This is a genomic window from Lactobacillus amylovorus DSM 20531 (genome assembly GCF_002706375.1).
GTDB classification, from domain to species: Bacteria; Bacillota; Bacilli; order Lactobacillales; family Lactobacillaceae; genus Lactobacillus; species Lactobacillus amylovorus.
In genome coordinates this window covers 12,442-33,576 of the sequence record NZ_CP017706.1, presented here as the reverse complement: position 1 = coordinate 33,576, position 21,135 = coordinate 12,442, and the positions used below count along the sequence as shown (strand labels likewise).

General features: G+C 33.6%; 18 protein-coding genes and 4 pseudogenes. 7 read left to right on the top strand and 15 right to left on the bottom strand.

Annotated features, from left to right (window positions below; translation table 11 throughout):
* The first annotated feature begins 199 nt into the window (after positions 1–199).
* The 5 genes and pseudogenes from LA20531_RS00170 to LA20531_RS00155 all read left to right on the top strand — a co-directional run.
* Positions 200–1,175: pseudogene (locus LA20531_RS00170) on the top strand (C40 family peptidase).
* Between the two features lie 9 nt (positions 1,176–1,184).
* Entirely contained in the window at positions 1,185–2,222 is a 1,038-nt protein-coding gene (locus LA20531_RS00165) for a C39 family peptidase (RefSeq protein ID WP_056940410.1), read from the top strand.
* 77 nt (positions 2,223–2,299) lie between these two features.
* Positions 2,300–2,713: an ATP-binding protein gene (locus LA20531_RS11410; RefSeq protein WP_236704175.1), complete on the top strand. Its 414-nt coding sequence runs from the start codon at positions 2,300–2,302 to the stop codon at positions 2,711–2,713.
* Positions 2,646–3,491, top strand: coding sequence for an ATP-binding protein (locus tag LA20531_RS00160; RefSeq protein WP_236704176.1), 846 nt, complete (start codon positions 2,646–2,648; stop codon positions 3,489–3,491). Before LA20531_RS11410 ends, LA20531_RS00160 begins: the two co-directional genes overlap by 68 nt.
* 59 nt (positions 3,492–3,550) lie before the next feature.
* Positions 3,551–3,706 (top strand): annotated as a pseudogene (locus LA20531_RS00155) (IS256 family transposase); the annotation flags it as partial.
* Between the two features lie 258 nt (positions 3,707–3,964).
* Here the strand turns inward: LA20531_RS00155 and LA20531_RS00150 are convergent.
* Both LA20531_RS00150 and LA20531_RS00145 read right to left on the bottom strand, forming a co-directional pair.
* Positions 3,965–5,743, bottom strand: coding sequence for a GmrSD restriction endonuclease domain-containing protein (locus tag LA20531_RS00150; protein ID WP_056940411.1), 1,779 nt, complete (start codon positions 5,741–5,743; stop codon positions 3,965–3,967).
* A 19-nt stretch (positions 5,744–5,762) separates the two neighbouring features.
* Complete coding sequence (locus LA20531_RS00145; protein ID WP_056940412.1) at positions 5,763–8,906, bottom strand: type I restriction endonuclease subunit R; 3,144 nt, start codon at positions 8,904–8,906, stop codon at positions 5,763–5,765.
* Positions 8,907–8,969: 63 nt separating this feature from the next.
* On the opposite strand from LA20531_RS00145, the gene LA20531_RS00140 reads away from it, so the two are divergent.
* Positions 8,970–9,599: a restriction endonuclease subunit S domain-containing protein gene (locus LA20531_RS00140; RefSeq protein WP_099202198.1), complete on the top strand. Its 630-nt coding sequence runs from the start codon at positions 8,970–8,972 to the stop codon at positions 9,597–9,599.
* Here the strand turns inward: LA20531_RS00140 and LA20531_RS00135 are convergent.
* The 3 genes from LA20531_RS00135 to LA20531_RS00125 all read right to left on the bottom strand — a co-directional run bounded on the left by LA20531_RS00135 (position 9,596) and on the right by LA20531_RS00125 (position 11,709).
* On the bottom strand, positions 9,596–10,138 hold the full coding sequence (locus LA20531_RS00135) for a restriction endonuclease subunit S (protein WP_099202196.1): 543 nt from the start codon (positions 10,136–10,138) through the stop codon (positions 9,596–9,598). The two genes, LA20531_RS00140 and LA20531_RS00135, sit on opposite strands and share 4 nt — an antisense overlap.
* Positions 10,135–11,100: a site-specific tyrosine recombinase/integron integrase gene (gene xerA / locus LA20531_RS00130; protein WP_056940413.1), complete on the bottom strand. Its 966-nt coding sequence runs from the start codon at positions 11,098–11,100 to the stop codon at positions 10,135–10,137. The genes LA20531_RS00135 and xerA overlap by 4 nt, the downstream gene beginning before the upstream one ends.
* 75 nt (positions 11,101–11,175) lie before the next feature.
* On the bottom strand, positions 11,176–11,709 hold the full coding sequence (locus LA20531_RS00125; RefSeq protein WP_099202194.1) for a restriction endonuclease subunit S: 534 nt from the start codon (positions 11,707–11,709) through the stop codon (positions 11,176–11,178).
* A 109-nt stretch (positions 11,710–11,818) separates the two neighbouring features.
* On the opposite strand from LA20531_RS00125, the gene LA20531_RS00120 reads away from it, so the two are divergent.
* Positions 11,819–12,676 carry an IS982 family transposase gene (locus LA20531_RS00120; RefSeq protein ID WP_005727342.1) on the top strand — a complete coding sequence of 286 codons (858 nt, stop codon included), beginning with the start codon at positions 11,819–11,821 and terminating at the stop codon, positions 12,674–12,676.
* On the opposite strand, the gene LA20531_RS00115 is transcribed toward LA20531_RS00120, so the two are convergent.
* The 10 genes and pseudogenes from LA20531_RS00115 to LA20531_RS00075 form a co-directional block, all read right to left on the bottom strand.
* Positions 12,659–13,246, bottom strand: coding sequence for a restriction endonuclease subunit S (locus LA20531_RS00115; RefSeq protein WP_099202192.1), 588 nt, complete (start codon positions 13,244–13,246; stop codon positions 12,659–12,661). The two genes, LA20531_RS00120 and LA20531_RS00115, sit on opposite strands and share 18 nt — an antisense overlap.
* Positions 13,236–14,768: a class I SAM-dependent DNA methyltransferase gene (locus tag LA20531_RS00110; protein ID WP_056940652.1), complete on the bottom strand. Its 1,533-nt coding sequence runs from the start codon at positions 14,766–14,768 to the stop codon at positions 13,236–13,238. Before LA20531_RS00110 ends, LA20531_RS00115 begins: the two co-directional genes overlap by 11 nt.
* Positions 14,769–14,844: 76 nt before the next feature.
* A complete protein-coding gene (locus LA20531_RS00105; protein WP_056940653.1) occupies positions 14,845–16,251 on the bottom strand; it encodes an ATP-binding protein in 1,407 nt (468 codons plus the stop codon).
* Positions 16,252–16,635: 384 nt separating this feature from the next.
* Positions 16,636–16,803, bottom strand: a pseudogene (locus LA20531_RS11315) (ISLre2 family transposase); the annotation flags it as partial.
* 132 nt (positions 16,804–16,935) lie between these two features.
* Positions 16,936–17,232 (bottom strand): linear amide C-N hydrolase, encoded by a 297-nt coding sequence (locus tag LA20531_RS11405; RefSeq protein ID WP_236943757.1) that lies wholly within the window; start codon positions 17,230–17,232, stop codon positions 16,936–16,938.
* A 2-nt stretch (positions 17,233–17,234) separates the two neighbouring features.
* Positions 17,235–17,699 carry a linear amide C-N hydrolase gene (locus LA20531_RS11400; protein ID WP_236704196.1) on the bottom strand — a complete coding sequence of 155 codons (465 nt, stop codon included), beginning with the start codon at positions 17,697–17,699 and terminating at the stop codon, positions 17,235–17,237.
* Between the two features lie 125 nt (positions 17,700–17,824).
* On the bottom strand, positions 17,825–18,454 hold the full coding sequence (locus LA20531_RS00090; RefSeq protein ID WP_025006172.1) for a Crp/Fnr family transcriptional regulator: 630 nt from the start codon (positions 18,452–18,454) through the stop codon (positions 17,825–17,827).
* 18 nt (positions 18,455–18,472) lie between these two features.
* The gene (locus LA20531_RS00085) at positions 18,473–19,024 is read right to left on the bottom strand and encodes a hypothetical protein (protein WP_056940654.1); all 552 of its coding nucleotides are present in this window, start codon (positions 19,022–19,024) and stop codon (positions 18,473–18,475) included.
* Positions 19,024–19,254, bottom strand: a complete 231-nt coding sequence (locus tag LA20531_RS00080; protein WP_056940655.1) for a heavy-metal-associated domain-containing protein — start codon at positions 19,252–19,254, stop codon at positions 19,024–19,026. Before LA20531_RS00080 ends, LA20531_RS00085 begins: the two co-directional genes overlap by 1 nt.
* Before the next feature lie 22 nt (positions 19,255–19,276).
* Positions 19,277–21,061: pseudogene (locus LA20531_RS00075) on the bottom strand (heavy metal translocating P-type ATPase); the annotation flags it as partial.
* Positions 21,062–21,135 lie beyond the last annotated feature (74 nt).

Genomic DNA, 21,135 nt, shown 5'->3' with positions numbered 1-21,135 from the left:
TTAGCTGCAACTAATAAATCACTTTCTGAATTTAACTCACTTTCATTACACCCTTAGTCTAGGCTTATAAAAACTAAATTCAATTATTCGGACTATACATATTTCGAAAATGTAAGCGCATACTATATTTACATTTTCAAAAAACTAACCTATTCAATTTTCAAATTTTATTATTTAAAATTTGAAGGGGTTTTATGATATGAAAAAACAAAATAAGTGGACGATTGCCATTGTCTCTGCCTTAATTGGAATCGTTGCCTGCACCACTAGCGTGCAAGCCGCAGACACAACTAGCGACGTCTCAACAAATCAATCAACTAGTGCAACAACTACCAGCTACAGCAAGGCTGATTACTTTTCACGTAGTCCAAAGATTATCCGTGTTAAGCATTCCACTCCTGCCTATTCCGATGCAGCATTGACCAACTCAGTTCGCACCGCTAGAAGTGGTGAACACTTTTTAGTTCAAAGTCTAATTACACCAAATTGCAAGGCTCCAGTAGTCAGAACCACAACTGGCTTGTATTTACCAGCAAAAACAAGTTTGCTTGCTGCAGTCAAGGGTTACCAAAATCCAAAGGGCTACCATCAAGTTCACTACACTCAAGTTAAGCCTTATGGTACGGTCGGCTACAATTTGTACCGCGGCTATGAAGGAATTAAGACTTGGCAAAAGTTAGTTTTTTTCAAATGCTTCATGGTATGATATAGATAACTACATCGCACCGCTTAGAGCGCAAGCTTGGCAAGGCCGTTCTGCTCATATTGAGGCAATGATTCACCAAGCCTACCAATATATGGGTAAACCATGGCTTGCAGGTTGTTCTTCAAGTCCAGCATACGGCGTTGACTGTTCTGGTCTTGTAATGCAAAGTCTCTACGCTGGTGGGATTAGCCCAACTCCAACTAGTTCAATTGGTCATGCCCATCCCGGCAATGAATGGAATTCACGTAACCTTTGGGCCGACAAGCACCTGAAGCGCGTTCCATATTCTGAACGTCAACGTGGCGATCTTGTCTTTTACTACCAACCAGGTACTCACACTATCTGGCACGTTGCAATCTATCTTGGCAATAACCGCGTGATCGAAAGCTGGCCACCACGTGTCATGGTCCAACCGATCGTTAACGGTCAACGCAACGTTATTGCCGGCATCAAGAGACCGTTTATTTAGTAAGGAAAAATGAAACATCAAAAATTAATCCTTTTAGCAACTTTATTTAGCGCCGGTTTAATGCTCACTACTAGTCAGACTGCTTTAGCCGATACTACAACAAGCGCAAACCAAACTACCGCTAATAATAGTTCAAATTCAAATACTAATAACTCAAACAATAATTTAAATACGAAGGATCCAAATAGTTCAAGTTATACTGACTCTAGTCAAAACAAGAATGAAAACCAGAATCAGACTGAAAACAAGGAACCTGAAAAAAACGAATCTACTACTAATAAGCAACTTGAGGCTAAAACTCAACCTAAGCCCAAAGCTCGTTGGGTTAGTCAAAACGGCAAGCGCTACTATGTGGTCAACAACAAGCCAACCAAGGGTTTGAAGAAGATCGACAAGGATTGGTACTTGTTCGACAAAAATGGTGCTATGCTCACCAAAGTCCGTAAGATTCCCAAGCAAAGCAATTACGGTTACTTTGGTCAGGATGGCAAGCGCAAGTTCAAGAATACCAAGACTAGTCGCGCCTACTACTGGATCAACAAATCCGGCAATATCACAGGTATTAAGAATTATGCTAAGGTAATTTGCCAGCGTCCTGAAATGCCTACTGGTTGTGAAATCACCGCTGTAACAATGATGATCAACTTTGCTGGTAAGAACATTACTAAAGATCAAGCAGCAAAAATCATGCCACGCAGCCTCAACCCTAACAAAGGCTTCATCGGTTCACCTTATAAGAAGTTTCCGTTGGGCTTCTGGGTCGCACCAAATGGCGTTAAGCCTGTGGTTAAGCACTACCTTGGCACTGCCACCAATATGACTGGCTGCAGCATTGCAGCAATTAAGAAAAAGCTGATTCGTTCTCACCTAGTTGTGGCTTGGGTTGGCTGGTTCGATGGTTTTTCTAACCATGCCATTGCCCTCACCGGTTACCACGGTAACACTTTGTACTACAATGATCCGTGGACTGGTACTAAGCGTTCAATGAGTGTAGCAACGTTCCAACGTCACTGGGCACTCGATGGTCACCGTGCATTGAGTTATTAATTTGAATAAAAAGAATAAGGCTTACTTCAAAAGTAAGTCTTTTTTAGTACTCTAATTTTCAGTATGGAGAAAATCAAATGAAACCTATTGACAGACCTTTATATCTAAAACGGATTGAACCTATGATAAATACTGAATTTATCAAAATTATTACTGGTGTACGTCGATCTGGAAAAAGTTATTTATTATTGATGATTAAAGATAAACTCTTAAGCATGGGCGTAGACGAAGATCAGATTATTTATATTAATTTTGAAAATCCTGAGTTTTTCGATTTATTATCTTACAAAGATTTGTATAAATATCTAAAAGATAAGGTAGTTGCAAATAAAAAAGTATATTTATTATTCGATGAAATTCAAGAAGTTTCAGAATGGCAAAAATTAATTAATGGGCATAGAATTGCATTTGATTCCGACATCTATGTTACTGGTTCTAATGCATCACTTCTCTGGAAAGATGGCCACTTACTTAACTGGTCCATATGTTGAAATAAAAATGCTACCATTAACCTTCAAAGAATTCTTGTATTTCAAGAAACTAGAGAATACCGATCCCGCACGGCATTTAAGCGAATATCTCGAATACGGTGGTTTTCCTTCCGTAGTTTTACAAACAAATTCTCAATTAAAACGTGACGTTTTATCAGGAATTTATAATAGTATTTTGTTAAGAGACGTCGCTGGTCGAGCTACTATTAAGAACACTGAAGTTTTGGAAAGAATTGCATTATACCTTTTAAGCAATACTGGTCAATTGATCAGCATTAACAAAATTGCCAATACTCTGCGGTCTTCAGGTCTTAAAGTAAGCAACAATACGATTGAAAATTATCTTGAACTATTGCATAATGCTTTTCTGTTTTATAAAGTTCCTCGTTTTGATATTCGCGGAAAAAAATATTTACGAGGTCAAGGTAAATATTATGTTGTCGATCTAGGCTTCATTAGATCACAATTACAACGAAAAAATATTAATCGCGGTTCTAAGATTGAAAACCTAGTTTATCTTGAATTACTTAGTCGTAGTTATGAAGTCTTTGTCGGTAAATATAATGATAAAGAAATTGACTTTGTAGCTCAAAAGGATACGGATGTAAAATACATTCAAGTGACAGATCAGATTCCCGAAAATAGTACTCGTGAATCTGATAATTTCTTGCACTTACCTACTGGTTATCAAAAGATAATCATTACTAACAATTGGGACGACGTTGGTAATATTGATGGCATCCCTGTCATTCACATAATTGACTTTTTAACCAAATAAAAAAATCGACTCACTTTTAAGGTAAGTCGATTTTTTAATTTAATGATGAATTTTAAAGTAAGCGTAAAGCTAAGCCTAAAGCAGAGTTTCCAACTGAACAGTCGCTTAATACTTTTATTGGCATTCAGGCAATGAGCTACAACGAACGCTATTTCAATCGAATCCACAAAGGCTTTGGTCAGGTTCAGGATACCTTAGAATCCTACTTTGATTAAATAAAAGATTAAAAAATCGATCTACGAGAAAAATCTATTTACACAAAAAATTTGACAGTTTCATAGTACTAGTGATATACAAAGAAAAGCGGCCTTTTTTCTATTGCTGTAGATATTAGAAGAGTATTAAGAAGATCCACAGCTGAGCAGTTTTTGTTATCGGTAATGTAATTGATTTTAAAGATGAGAATTTGAGATAAAAGAAAAATGATATCTTTGCATGCTGCATTGATATCATTTTTTATTAGTGCAGTTGACTTATAAACTATTAAAGAATTTCCTAATATTCTGTGACATTAATTTACGACGTTCATTTAAGAAATGATTGTATTGGTGATAATCCAATTCATTTAAATCTGCTGGAATTGCATTAGCCTGATCATTTTCACCAGAATGATACTTGGTAGTTTCCATATCTGTCATATAGTCTTTAGGTGCTCTATCGCCTATCTCAAGATTTCGTGGCTGCGTTATCCAAACATAATTTGCTACCTGATTATATTCACTTTGTTTAAAACCATTTTTACGTAAATATGCTTTTGGAAAAATATGATGAATATTTCCTTGTTCGTTAATAGTATCTGCTGTAAATTTATCTTTTTCTAACCAAGCATGACTTTTAGCATGTATTTGTGACATTTGAAAAATTCGCCAATTTGTCAGTTGAGTAGTTTGTGCCACAAGATTATTAGGTAAAGTCAAATTCCAAAATTCATCAGTTAAATTATCTGTAATTACATTGTTAAAAAATTCAACCAATTGATTATTAGAATTATTTTCAACTAATAAACGTAAGTCTTTATCAAATCCTGTCTCCGGACTTGAACCATAGCGTTTAGTTAAGGCTGACATTAAGATCCACTGTTTAGTATATTTTTCTATCTCATCATTATTAAAACTGGTATACTTTTTCAAATACAAATAAAGAATGTAGCCAAAATTAGTGTAAGAATCAGGCAACTTAGCATAACTTTTATCCACTATACCTAAACTCTTTAACAATAAAATATAGCGTTTAAAATTGCTCTCGTTTAATACATATTGAATTGTTTCATTTAATTTTTGATATGACTTTGCCATTGCCTCCTCTGTATAAGTTTTAGTTTCAAAATCACGTCCTGAAATTAAACTTATTAATTGTGATAATCGACCACGAAGAAAGCCAATTCCTAAACAAATATGTAATAAGTCACCAAAATCTGGATCAAAAATCGTAGTATTCTCATTTTTAGCCCAAGCAATATGCTGATAGTACTCTGAATCTGCAAAATCTGGATCCATTTGCTTAATATTATCGGCTAATGCAGCATCATTATAAATTTGAATGAAGTATTCAATTTCTTTTCTCAAATCATTACCATGATGTGTCACATCAGAAGATAATCTTGATATAGCAAAATCAGCCGATGATAGTCTTGTCCCTTTTTGATTAATTCTATTAAAAATATCAGTTACTTGATCAATTGGTAATTTACTATCTAAATTAATAACTCCAATTTCAGACTCAGAAATTGCTTTTAACTTTTGAATAATTGCATTAAGTTTATTACCAGGTAATCCTAAACTTTGACTATTATTAATAACGTATTCAAATTCATCAAAACTAGGTTGATTAAAAATTGATATATCTGGAATCCATTTAGGATCTTTTGCAATAGCAGCACTTCTAGTAGCAAATTCCTCAGTAGTTGGATTAAATGCAATATAAATTCGTTTAGACAAATACTTATCATCAACTATTTTATGCCCTTCTAATGCTGCCTTTAAAGCTGTGATTCTCTGTTGGCCGTCAATAATAATTTCTTTATTTTGACCTTTACTACCATTCTTTAATGCAGCATCAGGATTTTGCCAAGTGACAATAAAACCAATAGGATATCCTCGATATAATGAGTCAATTAAATCCCTAACCTGTACTGACTTCCATACAAAAGGTCGTTGCATTTCTGGGAGACCTATTTTGTCTTCTTCAATCCAATGAAGTAATGTTCCTACATTAGTGTGGTCTACACTATAACTTTTGTTTGTATTTGACATAGATGCACTTTCTTATAAATTAATCTTCAGATTCATTCGAAGCCAATCTTTCAGCTTGACTAACAACAGTATCAACAGCTTTAGGAGCAATATCAGGTGGATATCCGTATTTTCTAAGAAGATGTTTTACTGCAACTCTCATTTTAGCTTGAACATTTCTACGTCGTTGCCAATCAACTCCTGATTCTTTTTTCACAATTTTTACTAATTCAGCTGCAATTATATGAAGTTTTTCTTCTCCAAGAACTTGAACTGCCTTTTCATGATTTGCTAGAGCATCGTAAAAAGCAATTTCTTCATCAGATAAACCCAGATCTTTTCCTTTTTCTTGCTCTGCATTCATCTTTTTTGCCATTTCAATTAATTCACGAATGACAATCTCGCTTGTAATCCCTCTTACATTATATTTTTCAATTGCATCCTTAAGCATGTCATTAAATTTCTTACCTTGAACTAGATTCTTTCTTTGATAAGATTTTATTTTACCCTCAAGTAATTTTTGTAGAACAATAATAGCAATATTTTGTTCTGGCATCTTTTGAATCTTTTTTAAGAATTCATCCGAAATGACATCTAAATTAGGCTTTTCAAGCCCCATATCTTTATATATATCTACATATGGTTCTGAAATTATAGACTGATCTAAATATTGTCTAATACGATATTTTACAATTTTAGAATCATTTGTTTGTTTACTGCCACCTGAAACAGATCCAGCATTATTTAATTTATTAATAAAAGCTTTAACCGTGACAAAAAATGCAATTTCTGGCGCCATTTTTTGTGCTTCATCAAAAGTCGATACCAAAGCAAAAGCTTTTTGTGCCTCTAACACAGTATCTAAAAACTTCTGTTGTGTTTCTTTATCTTCAGCTAGGATTTCATTGGCAACTTTAGTAACAGTTTGTATCCGCTCAGCCGAATTATTAGAATCAAATTCGGAATAATCAATACCGTAAAGAAAATCATTCTTGATAATTTCAAATTTTTCTTTTAATAAATTCAATGCTTTATTAACATCAATACCTACTTGATTTTGATCTGTTTTAGAGTAGAAACTTAAAGCTGATTTTAATTGATCAGCTATTCCAATATAATCAACGATTAATCCACTATCCTTATCTTTAAATACTCGGTTAACGCGAGCAATAGCCTGGATCAAATTATGCCCATGCATTGGTTTGTCAATATACATCGTATTAAGACTTGGTGAATCAAATCCCGTTAACCACATATCAACGACAATGACTACAGAAAGCTCATCATTATTATCCTTCATTCGTTTTTCTAGAATAGCTCGATCATGTTTGGAAGTCTTAAATTTAGCTAATTCAGGTCCATCAGAGGCTGATGTCGTCATTATAATTTTTATCTTTCCCTTATTAATATCATCACTAGCCCAATTAGGTTTTAATTTTATTATTTCATTATATAAACGAACAGCATTTTGACGAGATAATTCAACAATCATTGCTTTGCCAAATTCTTCTTTTCTACGAGCTGCAAAATGTTTAATAAAATGTCTAGCAATTTTCTCAAGTCTAGGCTTAGAACCTGCTAAAACCTCTAATCGTGTAAATTCTTTATTTCTTCGAATATTATCCGGTTCATCCGGATTATCATTCAATCCAACATCTTTAATTAAACGTTTGTATTCTTCTTCCGATCCTTTTTTTAACTTGAGCGGAATAACATGACTTTCATAATAAATACGCACAGTCGCATGGTCATTAACAGCTTGGGTTATATCATAAATATCAATATACTTACCAAATACTGCAGTAGTTGACTTATCAGCTAAGTTAATCGGAGTACCAGTAAATCCAATAAATGAAGCATTAGGCAAAGCATCTCTCAAGTATTTTGCATATCCATACCGAAGTCCATTTTTAGTTATTTTAGCTTCTAAGCCATATTGCGTTCTATGTGCCTCATCAGCTATAACAATAACATCAGATCGTTTCGTCAATACTGGCATTTTAGTTTCACCTTTTTCAAAATCAGGTGAGAATTTTTGAATTGTACTAAAGACGATACCACCAGAATTTCGTGACATGTAATCTCGTACTTCTTCACTATTTTCAGCATGATCTGGATTTTGCTGAAGATATTCATGAGCTTTATCAAAAGTCTCAAAAAGTTGATCATCTAAATCGTTTCGATCATTAAGCACCAAAATTGCTGGGTTACCTAGCTTTCTTGAAACAATACCTGAGAAAAATACCATTGATAGTGATTTACCTGAACCAGTTGTATGCCAAACCACGCCTATTCTTTTATCATTAGGATTAGCTAAGGTCCTTTTTGCCGCAAGAACAGCTTTATTCACCATATAATACTGATGATAAGCAGCTACAATTTTTATAGTTTTATCACCATTAGTTTCAAAAATAATGAAATTTTGAATAAGATTAAGCAGGTCTTTTGGATTTAACATATACCTAATCATTGTTTCAAGTTGAAGATCTGAAAGATCACTTACTTGTTTAGGTGCGCGCCAACGCATAAACCTATCAAATCCAGAAGTCAAAGTACCCGCCTGAGCATTTACTCCATCAGATATAATCAAAATCTCGTTATATTGCATATAATTTGGGATTTCCGCTTTATAAGTTTGGAGTTGGTTATATGCATCTTCTATGGTGGTCTTTTCATTACTCATATTCTTGAGCTCAAAAGTAACTAAAGGCAGTCCATTGATAAAAATAGAAACATCTATTCGACGACTATTGTCACCGTATTTTGATGTAAATTGATCAGTAACTAATAAATCATTATTATCAATATTTTTAAAATCAATTGGATACAAAGTTACAGTTCGTTGCTGTCCCTTTTCTGACATTTTTACTTTAGCTCCACCAATAATTAACTTATGTAACTGGTGGTTATTAATCATTAAATCAGGATTGTCAGCAAGCTTAACAAATTGCTTATATGCAGATTTATAAACTTTATCACTATATCCTGGGTTTAATTTTTTTAAGGACGCCAAAAGGCGAGGTTTTAAGATCGAATTTTCTGGATCTTTTCCTCGCTCAGCGTCTATTTCAGAATTTGCTTTTGTATAACTTTCACTCTTAAGAACTTGATAGCCAATTTCTTTGAGTCTATCGAGTGCTAAATCTTCTAAGTCCTCTTCTGATAAATATGCACTCTTTTTCATAGTCTAAGATCTCCTATTACTAAACTTATAATTTCATTTTAGCTAATAATGAAGGCTTTGACCATGGTTAATGGATTAAATGATAATTTACTTGAATTAATAAAAGCTAGTTTTAATAAAATAGTTATTGATAAAAGTAAAAAGGAAACGATTAGTAAAATATTTAGAGTTTATTCTGGCTTTGCATTTAATAAAAACGATTGGGCTGATGATGGAAAACCGATAATAAAAATAAAAGATATAAATAACATGACAATTAATTTAGAAAACTTATCTAAGGTGAACAATTTAGATAAGTTAAAAAGAGCAGAGAAATATTATATTACAGGTGGTGAAATTGTAATTGCCTTAACCGGGGCTACATTAGGGAAATTTGGAATAGTTCCGTATAACTTTAAAGGTTATGTTAACCAACGAGTGGGACTAATTTTTCCAAAATTATCTGAGGTAAGTGTACTGGGTATACTTCTCCAAAAAGATATTATGAATAGAATAATTAGTTTAGGACATGGGTCAGCTCAACCCAATATCAGTCCAACCACAATTAATAAATTAATTGTGAATATTGATATTAAGTCATGTAAAAAATTTGATAAAACTTTTGCACCTATTTATCAAGAAATAATATACAACCTATACGAGAAGCAACTACTACAGAATATAAAACAAGAACTTATGCTTAAATTATTTTAAAAATCAAATTCGACTAAATTATCATTTATTTGATTATTTAACTCTATTTTTTTTGAAATAGGATCAATAATATTTACTACTTCTCTCTGTTTTTCTAAATTAGGAATCTCAACAACGAAATTCTTCATTGCATTGCCTGATACTTCTTTAAACGTTGAACCTGATGCTATTTGTTCAAGATTATCTTTGTTACTCAACATTAGATAATAAAGATACTTAGGCAAAACCTTATTTTTATTTGGAATGATGCTCTTGAAACCTTGATTAGTAGTTAAGTCATTTGCAGCAATAGCACAATATCCTATTGGAGCTCTCGAACTAATTAAAACTGTATCTTTAGGTAATATTCTGGTACTAGAATTTTTAAAGCCTGATTCACTGATATCTCTAGCTCCATGCGAAATATACATTTTTGTATATCCACTTAAATCTTTGGGTGTAATCCAACTAATCCCCCTTTTTTTATAATATTCTGCTTTCTTTGTAGATGGTGTTCCTCCACCTATTACTTCACCAATTTCTGAAATTTTCACTTTCATCCTATGTACTTCCTATGCGCTATTTTCACATTCTGTTGCTTAACCATTGCATAATGCAATGTTGTATCTATACGCTTGTGTCCTAATAATCTTTGCAACTGTTCAATTGGCATTCCTTTATCTATTGCGGTTGTTGCTAAAGTCCTTCTAAATTTATGTGGATAAACATGTGATATACCAACCTTATTGCCAAGACTTTTTAATCTGGACTCAATTCCACCTATAGTTAATCTCTTATTTGGTCTCCTAATTGATACAAATAAAGCTTCTTCACTATCAATCCTTTCTTCAATGTATTTCTTCAGATGTAATTTAGCTCTAGCATCAAAATAAGCAATTCTTTCCTTATTTCCCTTGCCAAATACAATACATTCTCTTTCATTAAAATTAATATCATCTTTATTCAGCAGAACTAATTCTCCAACACGCATCCCAGTTGAAGCCAAAAAATCAATTATTGCAAGATCACGAATGTTACCGCAACCATCTCGTAATTTTTCCAATTCTTCATCTGTATAGGTTTCTTTAACAGTAGTTGCGATTTTCACTTTATGGATTCTTCGAACTGGGCTCTTAATGATGTAATCTTCATCTTCTAACCAATTGAAGAAGCTAGAAAGTATACGTCTAATATTATCAATGGTTATTTTACTGGAACTATGTTGTAATTGATAGTTCATTAAGTAGTTTCTTAACTCATCAGTTATTACTTCTCTAGCATTTTTACCAAGCGTATCTAAAGCTTGAATCAAAGTTGCCTTATAGTATTTTAGAGACTTTTCTGAACATCCTTCAGCTCTTTTAGATGAGAAATATCGCTTAAGCAATACCTCATTCTTTAGTTCATCAGGTTCCTTTCTTACCACTAACTTCTTCATCGACTGTTTCAACTTGATTAACTGACTATTGTTCAAATAAGGCAACATATCAGTTATTACACATTGAACTTCACTTTGTTGCATGATTTTATCTCCTCGTTTTTGATAAAATCATACACTAATATGATAGCTAAGAAGAATAAATGATAATTTAGCGGCTTAAAAATATTTATTTAATAGTTCTTGCCTTAACTTGCTAAGTACATTATTTTCCACTTGAATATTGTTAATTTGAAGTTGTATTCTTTCAAACACAGTAAAGATATTATTATCAATAATCGGAACTTCAAAATCATTAAATAGTTCCTTTCTGTAAAAACTACGTGCACTTCCTGAAGCAGAACCTTTAACTCTTTTATTGATATAATTTACATATTCATAAAGAAGTAGTCCTGGCATACGGGAATTTTTAACTCTAAACCTCCACATATTTTGATTTTGTAAGGACGGTAAGACATTGGACGTTATAAAGCCTGTTTTACCAATGCTAGCTCCGACCATTACTAAAACTGTATCAAATTTTTTAAAAGCAAATTTTTTATACTCATTAAAGTTGTCTTGATCAATATATACTACATCAAATTTATTAAATAAATGGTTGCTGCCAATATTTTTAGTTCGTAAGATCAAGAGCTGCTTTTGTGCAACATATTCTTTGCTTTTAAATGCATATCCATTCTGAATTGTAGCTATATTTGATAGTTTAGTACGCGTGGTGCTAGTTAAATCGTTTTAGTTAATAAAAAAGTCCAATCGGACTAGACTCAAGTTGTAGTATCAAAAAGAAAAGAGTCTGATCTGATTGAACTGCCTTAAGCTTAAGCGTTTTAGCCACCATTTACAAGTTAGTTTTAAAGATTTAGTGATAATTTGTCGGCACTGGTATCGTTTGTATGCACCGGCTGAGTTTACTCATCGGCGAAATATTGATCAAATTAAAACTACGGACAGTCTGATTTTGGCTTTACTTATCTGGCAAGCTAAGACAGGAATTGAATCACAAAGAAGATTCTGTGAATGTTTCAATTGTTTATCACACTCACGTTTTAATCGGCGTTCACGTCAGCTATTGCAATTGATTTATCAGATACGGCAAGAAATGAATAAAAAGGTTGACCTGAATGGACAGTTCTTGATCATTGACAGCTTTCCGGTACCTGTTTGCCAACCAATTCGCAACTATCGTGCTAAAATTTTTCGCGGTTATGCCAACATTGGTTATAAGGCCACCAAGAAAATTTACTTCTATGGTTTCAAAGTTCATGCTATTGTTAGCGATGACGGTTACATTCTTGATTATGTCGTAACAAAGGCATCAGTTCATGATGCCAGGGAGACAGTTGAACTGATAGAAAATACCCATCCATCTAATTACTATCTTCTTGGCGACGAAGGCTATTTAGGCAAAGAACTGCATCAACAGCTAAAACAAATGGGTTATGAACTTTGGACACCATATCGTAAAAATATGACAGGAGCTAAAAAGCACAATGATCATCAATTGATGGCTATTCGCAGAACAATTGAAAGCGACTTTTCGCTTCTGACCTATTACAATGCCGAGAACAATCGAGCACGTAGTCTGATAGGCTTTCAAAGCCGGTTGGAAATTGCAATTTTAGCTTATAATTTGGCTTATTGTCTAGAACGATTTAACTAGCACCACGCGTAGTTTAGTAGTATCTTTATTAATTTGCTTTGTAAAAATTACATTAGCTAACTCAAGTAAATTATCATTTATTTGATTATTTATCATTAATTTTGAATCTAGCGTTTTAAGTGGATTTGCAATATTCCTTTGATCATTTAAATTTATTGGAATTTTTATTTCTATCTCTTCTAATTCTTTTTTGTTAATAGAAGTAAATACAGTTCCATTAGCTAATGAATTTATAGATGTTCCTATCTTTTTTAAATAATAATATAAATATTCTTTTGAATAGCCTGGCTTAACTCTTATACAAGCTAGACCGCGACCGAGCGAAATTTCTTGATTGGCCCAATTTATTTTACCAACTGGTGCTCGAACACTAAATAAAATATCGCCTTGATTTGCTATTGTTTTAAATCTAGTGGTATAAGTATCAATTTTCGGATAATCCTCGCCAAATGTTCTCACACCTTGCAAAAATGGAAGTCCGATTCCAGAATTATTATAAAAAATTGATTTAGGAGATTGCCCCATTATTATGTCTGCTATTTCTTTAAGTTGAACAGATTTATATTTCATATCCTAGTTCCTTCAATACATCCTTAATCTTTGCTTCTAACTTATCACTCTCTTCAAATTGTTTCTTTAATTCACCTGTCAGTTTTTTCATCTTTATTTCATAAGGAATGCCATCATCTTTTTGTGGAGGAAGCCCAACATATCTACCTGGTGTCAGAACATAATCATTTTTAGCAATTTCATCCAATGAAGCTACCTTACAATACCCTGCTACATCTTCATATTTTTGATCATTTGTACCACGGAAAGCATGATAAGTATCTGCAATTTTTTTAATATCTTCTTTATTAAATTCGCGATGAGTACGATCAACCATTTCACCCATATTACGAGCATCAATAAATAAAGTCTTACCTCTTCTGTCATTTTCATGTTCAGAATTTTTATTCATGTCAATGAACCAAAGAGAAACAGGAATACCGGTAGAATAAAACATCTTATCTGGGAGTGCAACAATTGCATCAATCTTATCATCTTCCAAAATAGCTTTTCTAATAGCATGTTCAGCTTTATTTGACGTAGAAAGGGCACCATTTGCTAAAACGAAACCTGCTTTACCATCTGGAGTTAATTTACTAATGATATGTTCCATCCAGGCGTAGTTTGCGTTACCTACAGGAGGTACACCGTATTTCCAGCGAGCATCATCCCTTAATTTGTTTCCATTCCAATTCTTAACATTAAATGGTGGGTTAGCTAAAATAAAATTAAATCTCATACCTTTATGGAGATCATTAGTAAATGTGTCCCCTTGATGTTTCCCCAAATCACTATCAATACCTCGAATAGCTAAGTTCATTTTTGCTAATTTCCAAGTAGTTGGATTAGATTCTTGACCATAGACGGCTAAGTCTTTAATATCTCCAGCATGTTCTTTTACAAATTCTTCGGACTGAACAAACATACCACCAGATCCGCAACAAGGGTCATATACTCGGCCTTTATATGGTTCAATCATTTCAACCAATGTTCTAACAATTGATCTTGGAGTATAAAATTCACCGCCATGCTTACCTTCTGCACTAGCAAATTGCTGTAAGAAGTATTCATAAACACGCCCCAATATATCTTTGTCACGTGAATCTTTAGATCCAACGTCTATATCTGATATTAAATCAACTACTTCACCTAGCCGTTCTTTGTCCAAATCTTGAGATTCATAGTTTTTACTCAGAATGCCTCTTAAAGTATCGTTTTCTTTTTCAATCGCATCCATTGCTTTATCAATAACTTCACCAATTTGAGGCGTTTTAGCAGCTTTCTCTATATTTTCCCAACGCGCTTCTTTAGGTACCCAAAAAATATTATCTCCAACATATACATCTTTATCTTCAGCATCTTCTGGATAATCTGATTTTAATAATTCATCATGTTTTTCTTCGAATGCATCAGAAACATATTTTAAGAAAATTAGACCTAATACAACATTACGATATTCAGATGCATCCATACTTCCCCTTAACGCATCTGCCGCTTTCCATAACTTATCTTCAAAATTAAGTTCTTTTGATTTAGTTGCCATTTAAATCTCCTTACATCCACTAACATTTATATATCAATAATTCTAAATAAAAGAGAACAAGTATTCAATCTGCTTTCTATTTAAAAAACTCCTCATATTTCACAACTCTAACATTATGCTCTCTAGCATACTTCTCAAAATTATCCGTAGATTCCTTAACGAAAAAGTACAAATACGTTTTTCTTACCTTAGGAAGTAATGCAGCTCTAGTAATCAATGTATCAATCATCTCATGATTTAACTTGTCTGCATTTCTCCACTTACACTCACCTATTATAGCCTCAGAGTCATCGTGATTGCTTGCTACAACATCAATTTCTTCTTGACGATGTTTAATTGGATTGTTTCCCCACCAACTAGAAATTTTCTTAGGATAAAATAGCAGATCATCTTGCTGCCATAACCAATCACGTGAAGCTTGCTCAAACACAGGACCCAAGAAGCGAGGCAATTCATCCATAATACCTATTAGAATTCCTTTGGTTCTTTCAAGAGCAATTTGATCTTGAGCTTCAGCAATAAACTTGAACCAAAATTTAAACATATTATCTTTAAAAGCATAAATAGCTTTTCTAGGGCTATTTTCAAAGATAGGTTGCTTACGTTCAATAATTTCAAGATCAATTAAATTGTTAAGATAAGCACTTATACTACTACCATTACTCATACCGATTGCTTGACTAATCTGTGTACTTTTACTCTTACCATGTGCCAAGGCATTTAAAATAGAAAAATAAGTGGCTGGCTTTCTCAATTCTTCCTGTAGAAGAACGTTAGGCTCATTTTGTAACGGGGCATTTTGATTTAAAAACATCTCTTGAATATTTTCTTCTACGGATTTTGTTTGATCGATAAAACTTAAGTATTGTGGAATTCCATCAGTTATTCCGTAATAAGCTAGTAAATCTTCATTGTTAACTTGAGGTAACATCTTCTTAGTATTAAAGATATCAAAAGGTCTAATCTTAAATTGGCCAGTTTTTCTACCATATAAAGGACTCTTATAACCAAGAACCTGATGCTCCATAAAGGACATTGATGATCCACACAAGATTAACATAATATTATTTTTTTCTTTGTAAATATGATCAATTGTGTACTGTAAGATTGAACTAATTTCGGCTGATGCTTCTGCAAAGTATGGATATTCATCCATTACAAAAATCATTTTTTCGTTTTGATTATTGGCAATATCTTGAACTTCTTCAAATGCTTCCGCAAAATCATAAAAGGTTTTATGTTTATTAACTCGTCCCGGTTCTTCAAAATCTAAAATTGCATTAGACAAGAAACGCAAATTAGTTTCAGCTGTAGCCTCTACCCCCTGAACGTAAATTGCAGGTTTATTTGATATGAATTGTTTAATCAGCGAGGTTTTTCCTACACGTCTTCGTCCATAAATAACAGCCATTTCAAATTTGTCGCTGTTATACATGTTGTTTAAATTTTTTAATTCAATTTCACGTCCGATAAATTCATTCATCGTTTATGCCTTTCAGTAACTTAGATTACAGTAATTACGATTACTGTAATTATAATTATCGTAATTACAATTATTATAATCTCGCTTACAAATTTTAGCAAAAATAAAAAAGCAGCCCTTTCTGGAATGCTTCATTTTATAAATAACTATCTATTCATCATCCTGATAATACAAATCGTTAAAATTCTTATGCTTATATTGCTGTGCAAGTTGCGGATTCTTCCAAGCAACGCAGTTAGTCCAAAGACCAGCACCTTCACCAATCACTAATACAGGTTGACCATTTTCAGTATGAGGGCCGTAGAAAGTACCATCACCAGCGCCTTGCATCCATCCCATGACATTCAAATATTTAATGCCATGTGCCTTCCAAAAGCTAGCTCTTCCCCAATTTTTAGTTTTTTCAACTAAGCCGGCATCAACCTCTTCTAGTGCTAATTTCATTAATTCTCTAATCAAATCAAAGAAGTAGCACATTAATTCCTTTTCACGAGCAATAACATTATTTTCAAACTTAATAATTTTTACGATATCAGTTATAATAGATTCCATAAAGACCAGCTTCTAATGTGTTTTTTGTTCTTAACATCAGACTACTGGTCCTTTTGTTTTAGCTCAAGTCCAAATTCAAAGGACTTGAGCTTTTTTAATTATTTATTCAACTTACCGCAAAAAATTATACACTTAGCTATTCATGTCAACCGCGTCAATTTGATTGTTATCATAAGTAGTAAAGTACAGAATTCCTTTATCTAAATTCATACAGTCTGAATACATTGTATATTCAAATTTACCAGGTTCAATTTCGTCCAATCTCTTTGCTTGTTCGACTGAATGCAAGATATTGAAGAAATTCGTTACACTTTCAGTTTCGTCATCACTCTTAGGTGCATGTGCCAAAGTAAACGCTACCTTAACAAAGCGTAAGCTAGAATCCATTCCGCCAAGTAAATGACGTGTCCCTAGACCTCTACTATACATATTCAAAACATATTCAAATCAACATTAGGAACAATTGTATTCTTAGGTTGTGCTGGTGAGACAGCCGCAAAATCAGCCAACTTTTCAATTTGTGCTGGGAAAACTGAAAAGTTGGTTAAGATATTCACTGAATCGTCATAAATATGCATCCCGCGATACTCATCAGAAATCGCTACACGGTGAATGGCTACATAAGGATCTAGATCATTCTCCCATTTGCCATCAATCTTTTTGTAATTTGGATCAGGTCCATCAGTAATTGCAGTGTAGCCAGCGATTTTTTGATCAACGATTAAGACCCAGGCTACACCGTCATCAATATCTGCAGTAATTGTTTCAACATCGGGATAACCACTTTGCCATTGCGGGTTCCCCTCTTCCTTTAGAAATTTCTTAGCCTCATCAATGATCGGCATAATTTGTTCAAGGTCATTTTTGGTAGCTTGACGAATATAAATTGGTGACATAGTGTCCCTTCATTTAAATAAAATTTTATCAAAGGGGTTGTTTTTTCGCTAATTTAAAAACTACCATGCGATAATTCTTAATGAAAAAATCCACGAACCATTGGCTCGTAGATCTTTAATAATAATTAGAATAAATCAATGTGACGTAGTTTTCGTTTTAAGGTTCCTTGCTTTTCTAAGAGTACGAATTTACGCGATAAAGTTTCGGGAGTAGTACCTAAATACAAGGCTAAATCTTTCATTTTTAGTGGCAAAGTAAATGAGTTCTTATTCACTTGTTTTGCATAAGTCTGCAAATAACTCAATAGTCTATCTTCCACCTTAGGCAAACTAAGTAATTGAATTTGCCTATGCATAGCACGTACTTTAATAATATTTTGCTCTAAGAGTTGAATACTTAATTCTGGTTTCTTTTTCATTAGCGCTAAAAATTCATTTCGATTAAGCAAACAAATCTCACTATTTTCTGTAGCTTCAACATAAGTATTGATATTTGCTTCACCAAATAACCAGTTTTCACCAGCATAATCACCCGTTTTTAAAATCTGGGTAACATTCTCGCGACCATTTTCGTCTAAAGTATAAAGGCGAGCACCACCATGAGCAACAATTACTAAATTATTACTTGATGTAGGATCCATTACTAATTCACTTTTTTGATAATTCTGATGGTGAACTAGCTCTTCTATTTGCATTTGATCATTTGTCGGTAATGCATTAAATAATGGAACTAAGTGTACACACAACTCTGCCATTCAAAAAACTTCCTTTACTTAAAAATCATCGTCATCATCATCTTCTTCAGTATATAATCCTTCACGTAATTCATGGCCCAAGAAGTTTTGTGATTGACGAATTTGTTCCTTAATCCATGTTAGAAGTTCAATTAAATTGGCACTCAATTCTGGCCAAGCTTCTTTTTGAGCTAAAGCAATTGCCTTAGTAATAAATAAGATTTGTGTATCAAAGTCTTTTACTAAAGCAAAAAGTTGGTCTTGGCCATCTTTGTACTTGCTTGCTCCGTCTTCCTCAAGCATAGTATATTCTTTAAATTGATCAGTAATAGTAGGTATGCTTTCGCCATTATTAACTAAAATCTGATTTAGCCTGTTAAACTCATTCTGTTCATATCTGATCCACTCATCAGCATGCTGCTCTAAAAACAAACTAGCTTGACCCTTAGCGAAGAACTTAGCTTGATTAATTTTTAAAGTGTGAATCAGTAAATTGGCAATAATGTGACCAACCATTGCACCAGCTGTAGGCTTATGATGATCAATGTCACTTCGCTTTAACTCTGCCTTATATGCTTCTTCAGCCTTCATTAGTTTAACTCCTTTGCCTTTACACCCTTAACTTCATAGCCCATCTTTTCGATTGCTGTTTTAACATCATCAACATCAGCCTTATCAGCATTCATCATGAACTTTAACTTACCGGCATTAAATAATACCTTAATTTGATCTGTACCATCGACATCTTCAACAGCTTTTTCAATCTTGGTTAAACAAGATGGGCAAGTCATCCCACCTAACTTCATCATTACTTTTTGCATAAAAATCTTCCTTTCTTATTCCTTACATGTTTAATGCTAAATCTTTTTCTTTATCAGGAAATTGATGGTTATCAACTTTTCGACGATTTCTAATTAAGCGCATACCATTTAAAATTACGACTAAGATGCTAAATTCATGAATAAACATACCGCTAGCCATTTCGACATAACCTGCAAATAACCCAATGAATAGTAACAACACGGTTAACAATGCAATTACAATATTTTCATTCATATTTAAAACGGTCCGCTTAGAAATTGATAAAGCATAGGCAATTTTACGCAAGTCATTTTTGACTAAGACAATATCTGAAACATCGACTGCAACATCTGTACCGCTACCGATTGCAATAGCCACATCGGCATTAGCCAATGCAGGACTGTCATTAACCCCATCACCGATAAAGGCAACGTGATGACCATTTTCTTGTTCCTGCTTAACAAATTGTGCCTTATCAGCTGGAAGCATTTGTCCATGAACTTCATCAATTGGCAAATCAGCCGCAATTTGTTGAGCTGTTTCTTGATTATCACCTGAAAGCATAACTAACTTCTTGATGCCTAGTTGCTTTAATTGCATCAATGCGATTTCTGCTTCTGAGCGAAGACGATCTTTAATGCCAAAAATAGCCAATTTACTTTGATCACTATTAGCCAAGACTACAACAGAGTTTCCTAAGTTACTTAGTTTATTAACTACTTGAGTTAATTTGGGATTAGCAAAAGTATTTTATTCAATTAAAGCTAAATTACCTAAATAATACCGTTCTCGATCTAAGTCAGCTATCATACCTTTGCCCTTAACTGTCTTAGTCTCGATTTGATCAATCTTTTGCCCACTAAGCTTAGCCATTGCTTTAGCTAACGGGTGATTGCTTTGAGACTCAATGTTAGCAGCCAGGTTAACAACTTCGTCCTTATTACCACTCAGAACTTCAATTTTATTTACCTCTGGGTGACCAACTGTTAAAGTACCAGTTTTATCAAAGGCGATTTCATCGATTTTACGAGCTGCATCCATTACTTGAGAGCCCTTAAACATCACGCCATTTTTAGCTCCGTTACCAATACCGGCAACAGTTGAAACGGGAACTCCAATAACCAAAGCACCTGGACAACCTAGAACCATTACTGTAATTGCCAATTTGAAGTCTCTTGTAATTAAGCCTACAATAATCGCAATCACTAATACCGCAGGAGTGTAGTATTTAGAAAAACGATTGATCAACTTCTCAGTATGAGATTTGGAATCCTGAGCTTCCTCTACCATTTCGATAATCTTGCCAAAGGTAGTATCATCTCCGGCTGCTGTAGTCTCTACTGTCAAGGTGCCATCTTCTAGAATTGTACCGGCATAGACTTGATCACCTTGTTTTTTATCGGCTGGTTTCGACTCACCATTAACATTAGCTTCATTTAGATAACCTGAACCCGAGACAATTTTTCCATCAACTGGGACTTGATCTCCGGTTTTAATCAAAATCTTTTCACCAGGATCAATAAAATCTACATCCTCTTCTTCCGTTGTCCCGTCATCTTGCAAGACTAACGCGGTTCGTGGCGCCATTTTAGTTAAATCAGATACAGCTTTACGCGTCTTTTTAAGAGTAAGTTCTTCCAGAACATCACCCAATGCAAAAAGCCAGGTAACAATTGCTGCTTCATTAAATTCGCCAATAATAATAGCGCCAATTACTGCCAATGATACCAAAACATCAATGGAAACTAATTTTACTTTCAATGATGAAATAGCTGTTAACAATATTGGAATTAAACCAATAACTCCTACTACTAGCATCAGAACTTCTTATAGAATGTCAATCATTATTATAGAGAAAAAAGAGTATACTAAACATAACCCCAAAAGACTAGTCTTTTGGC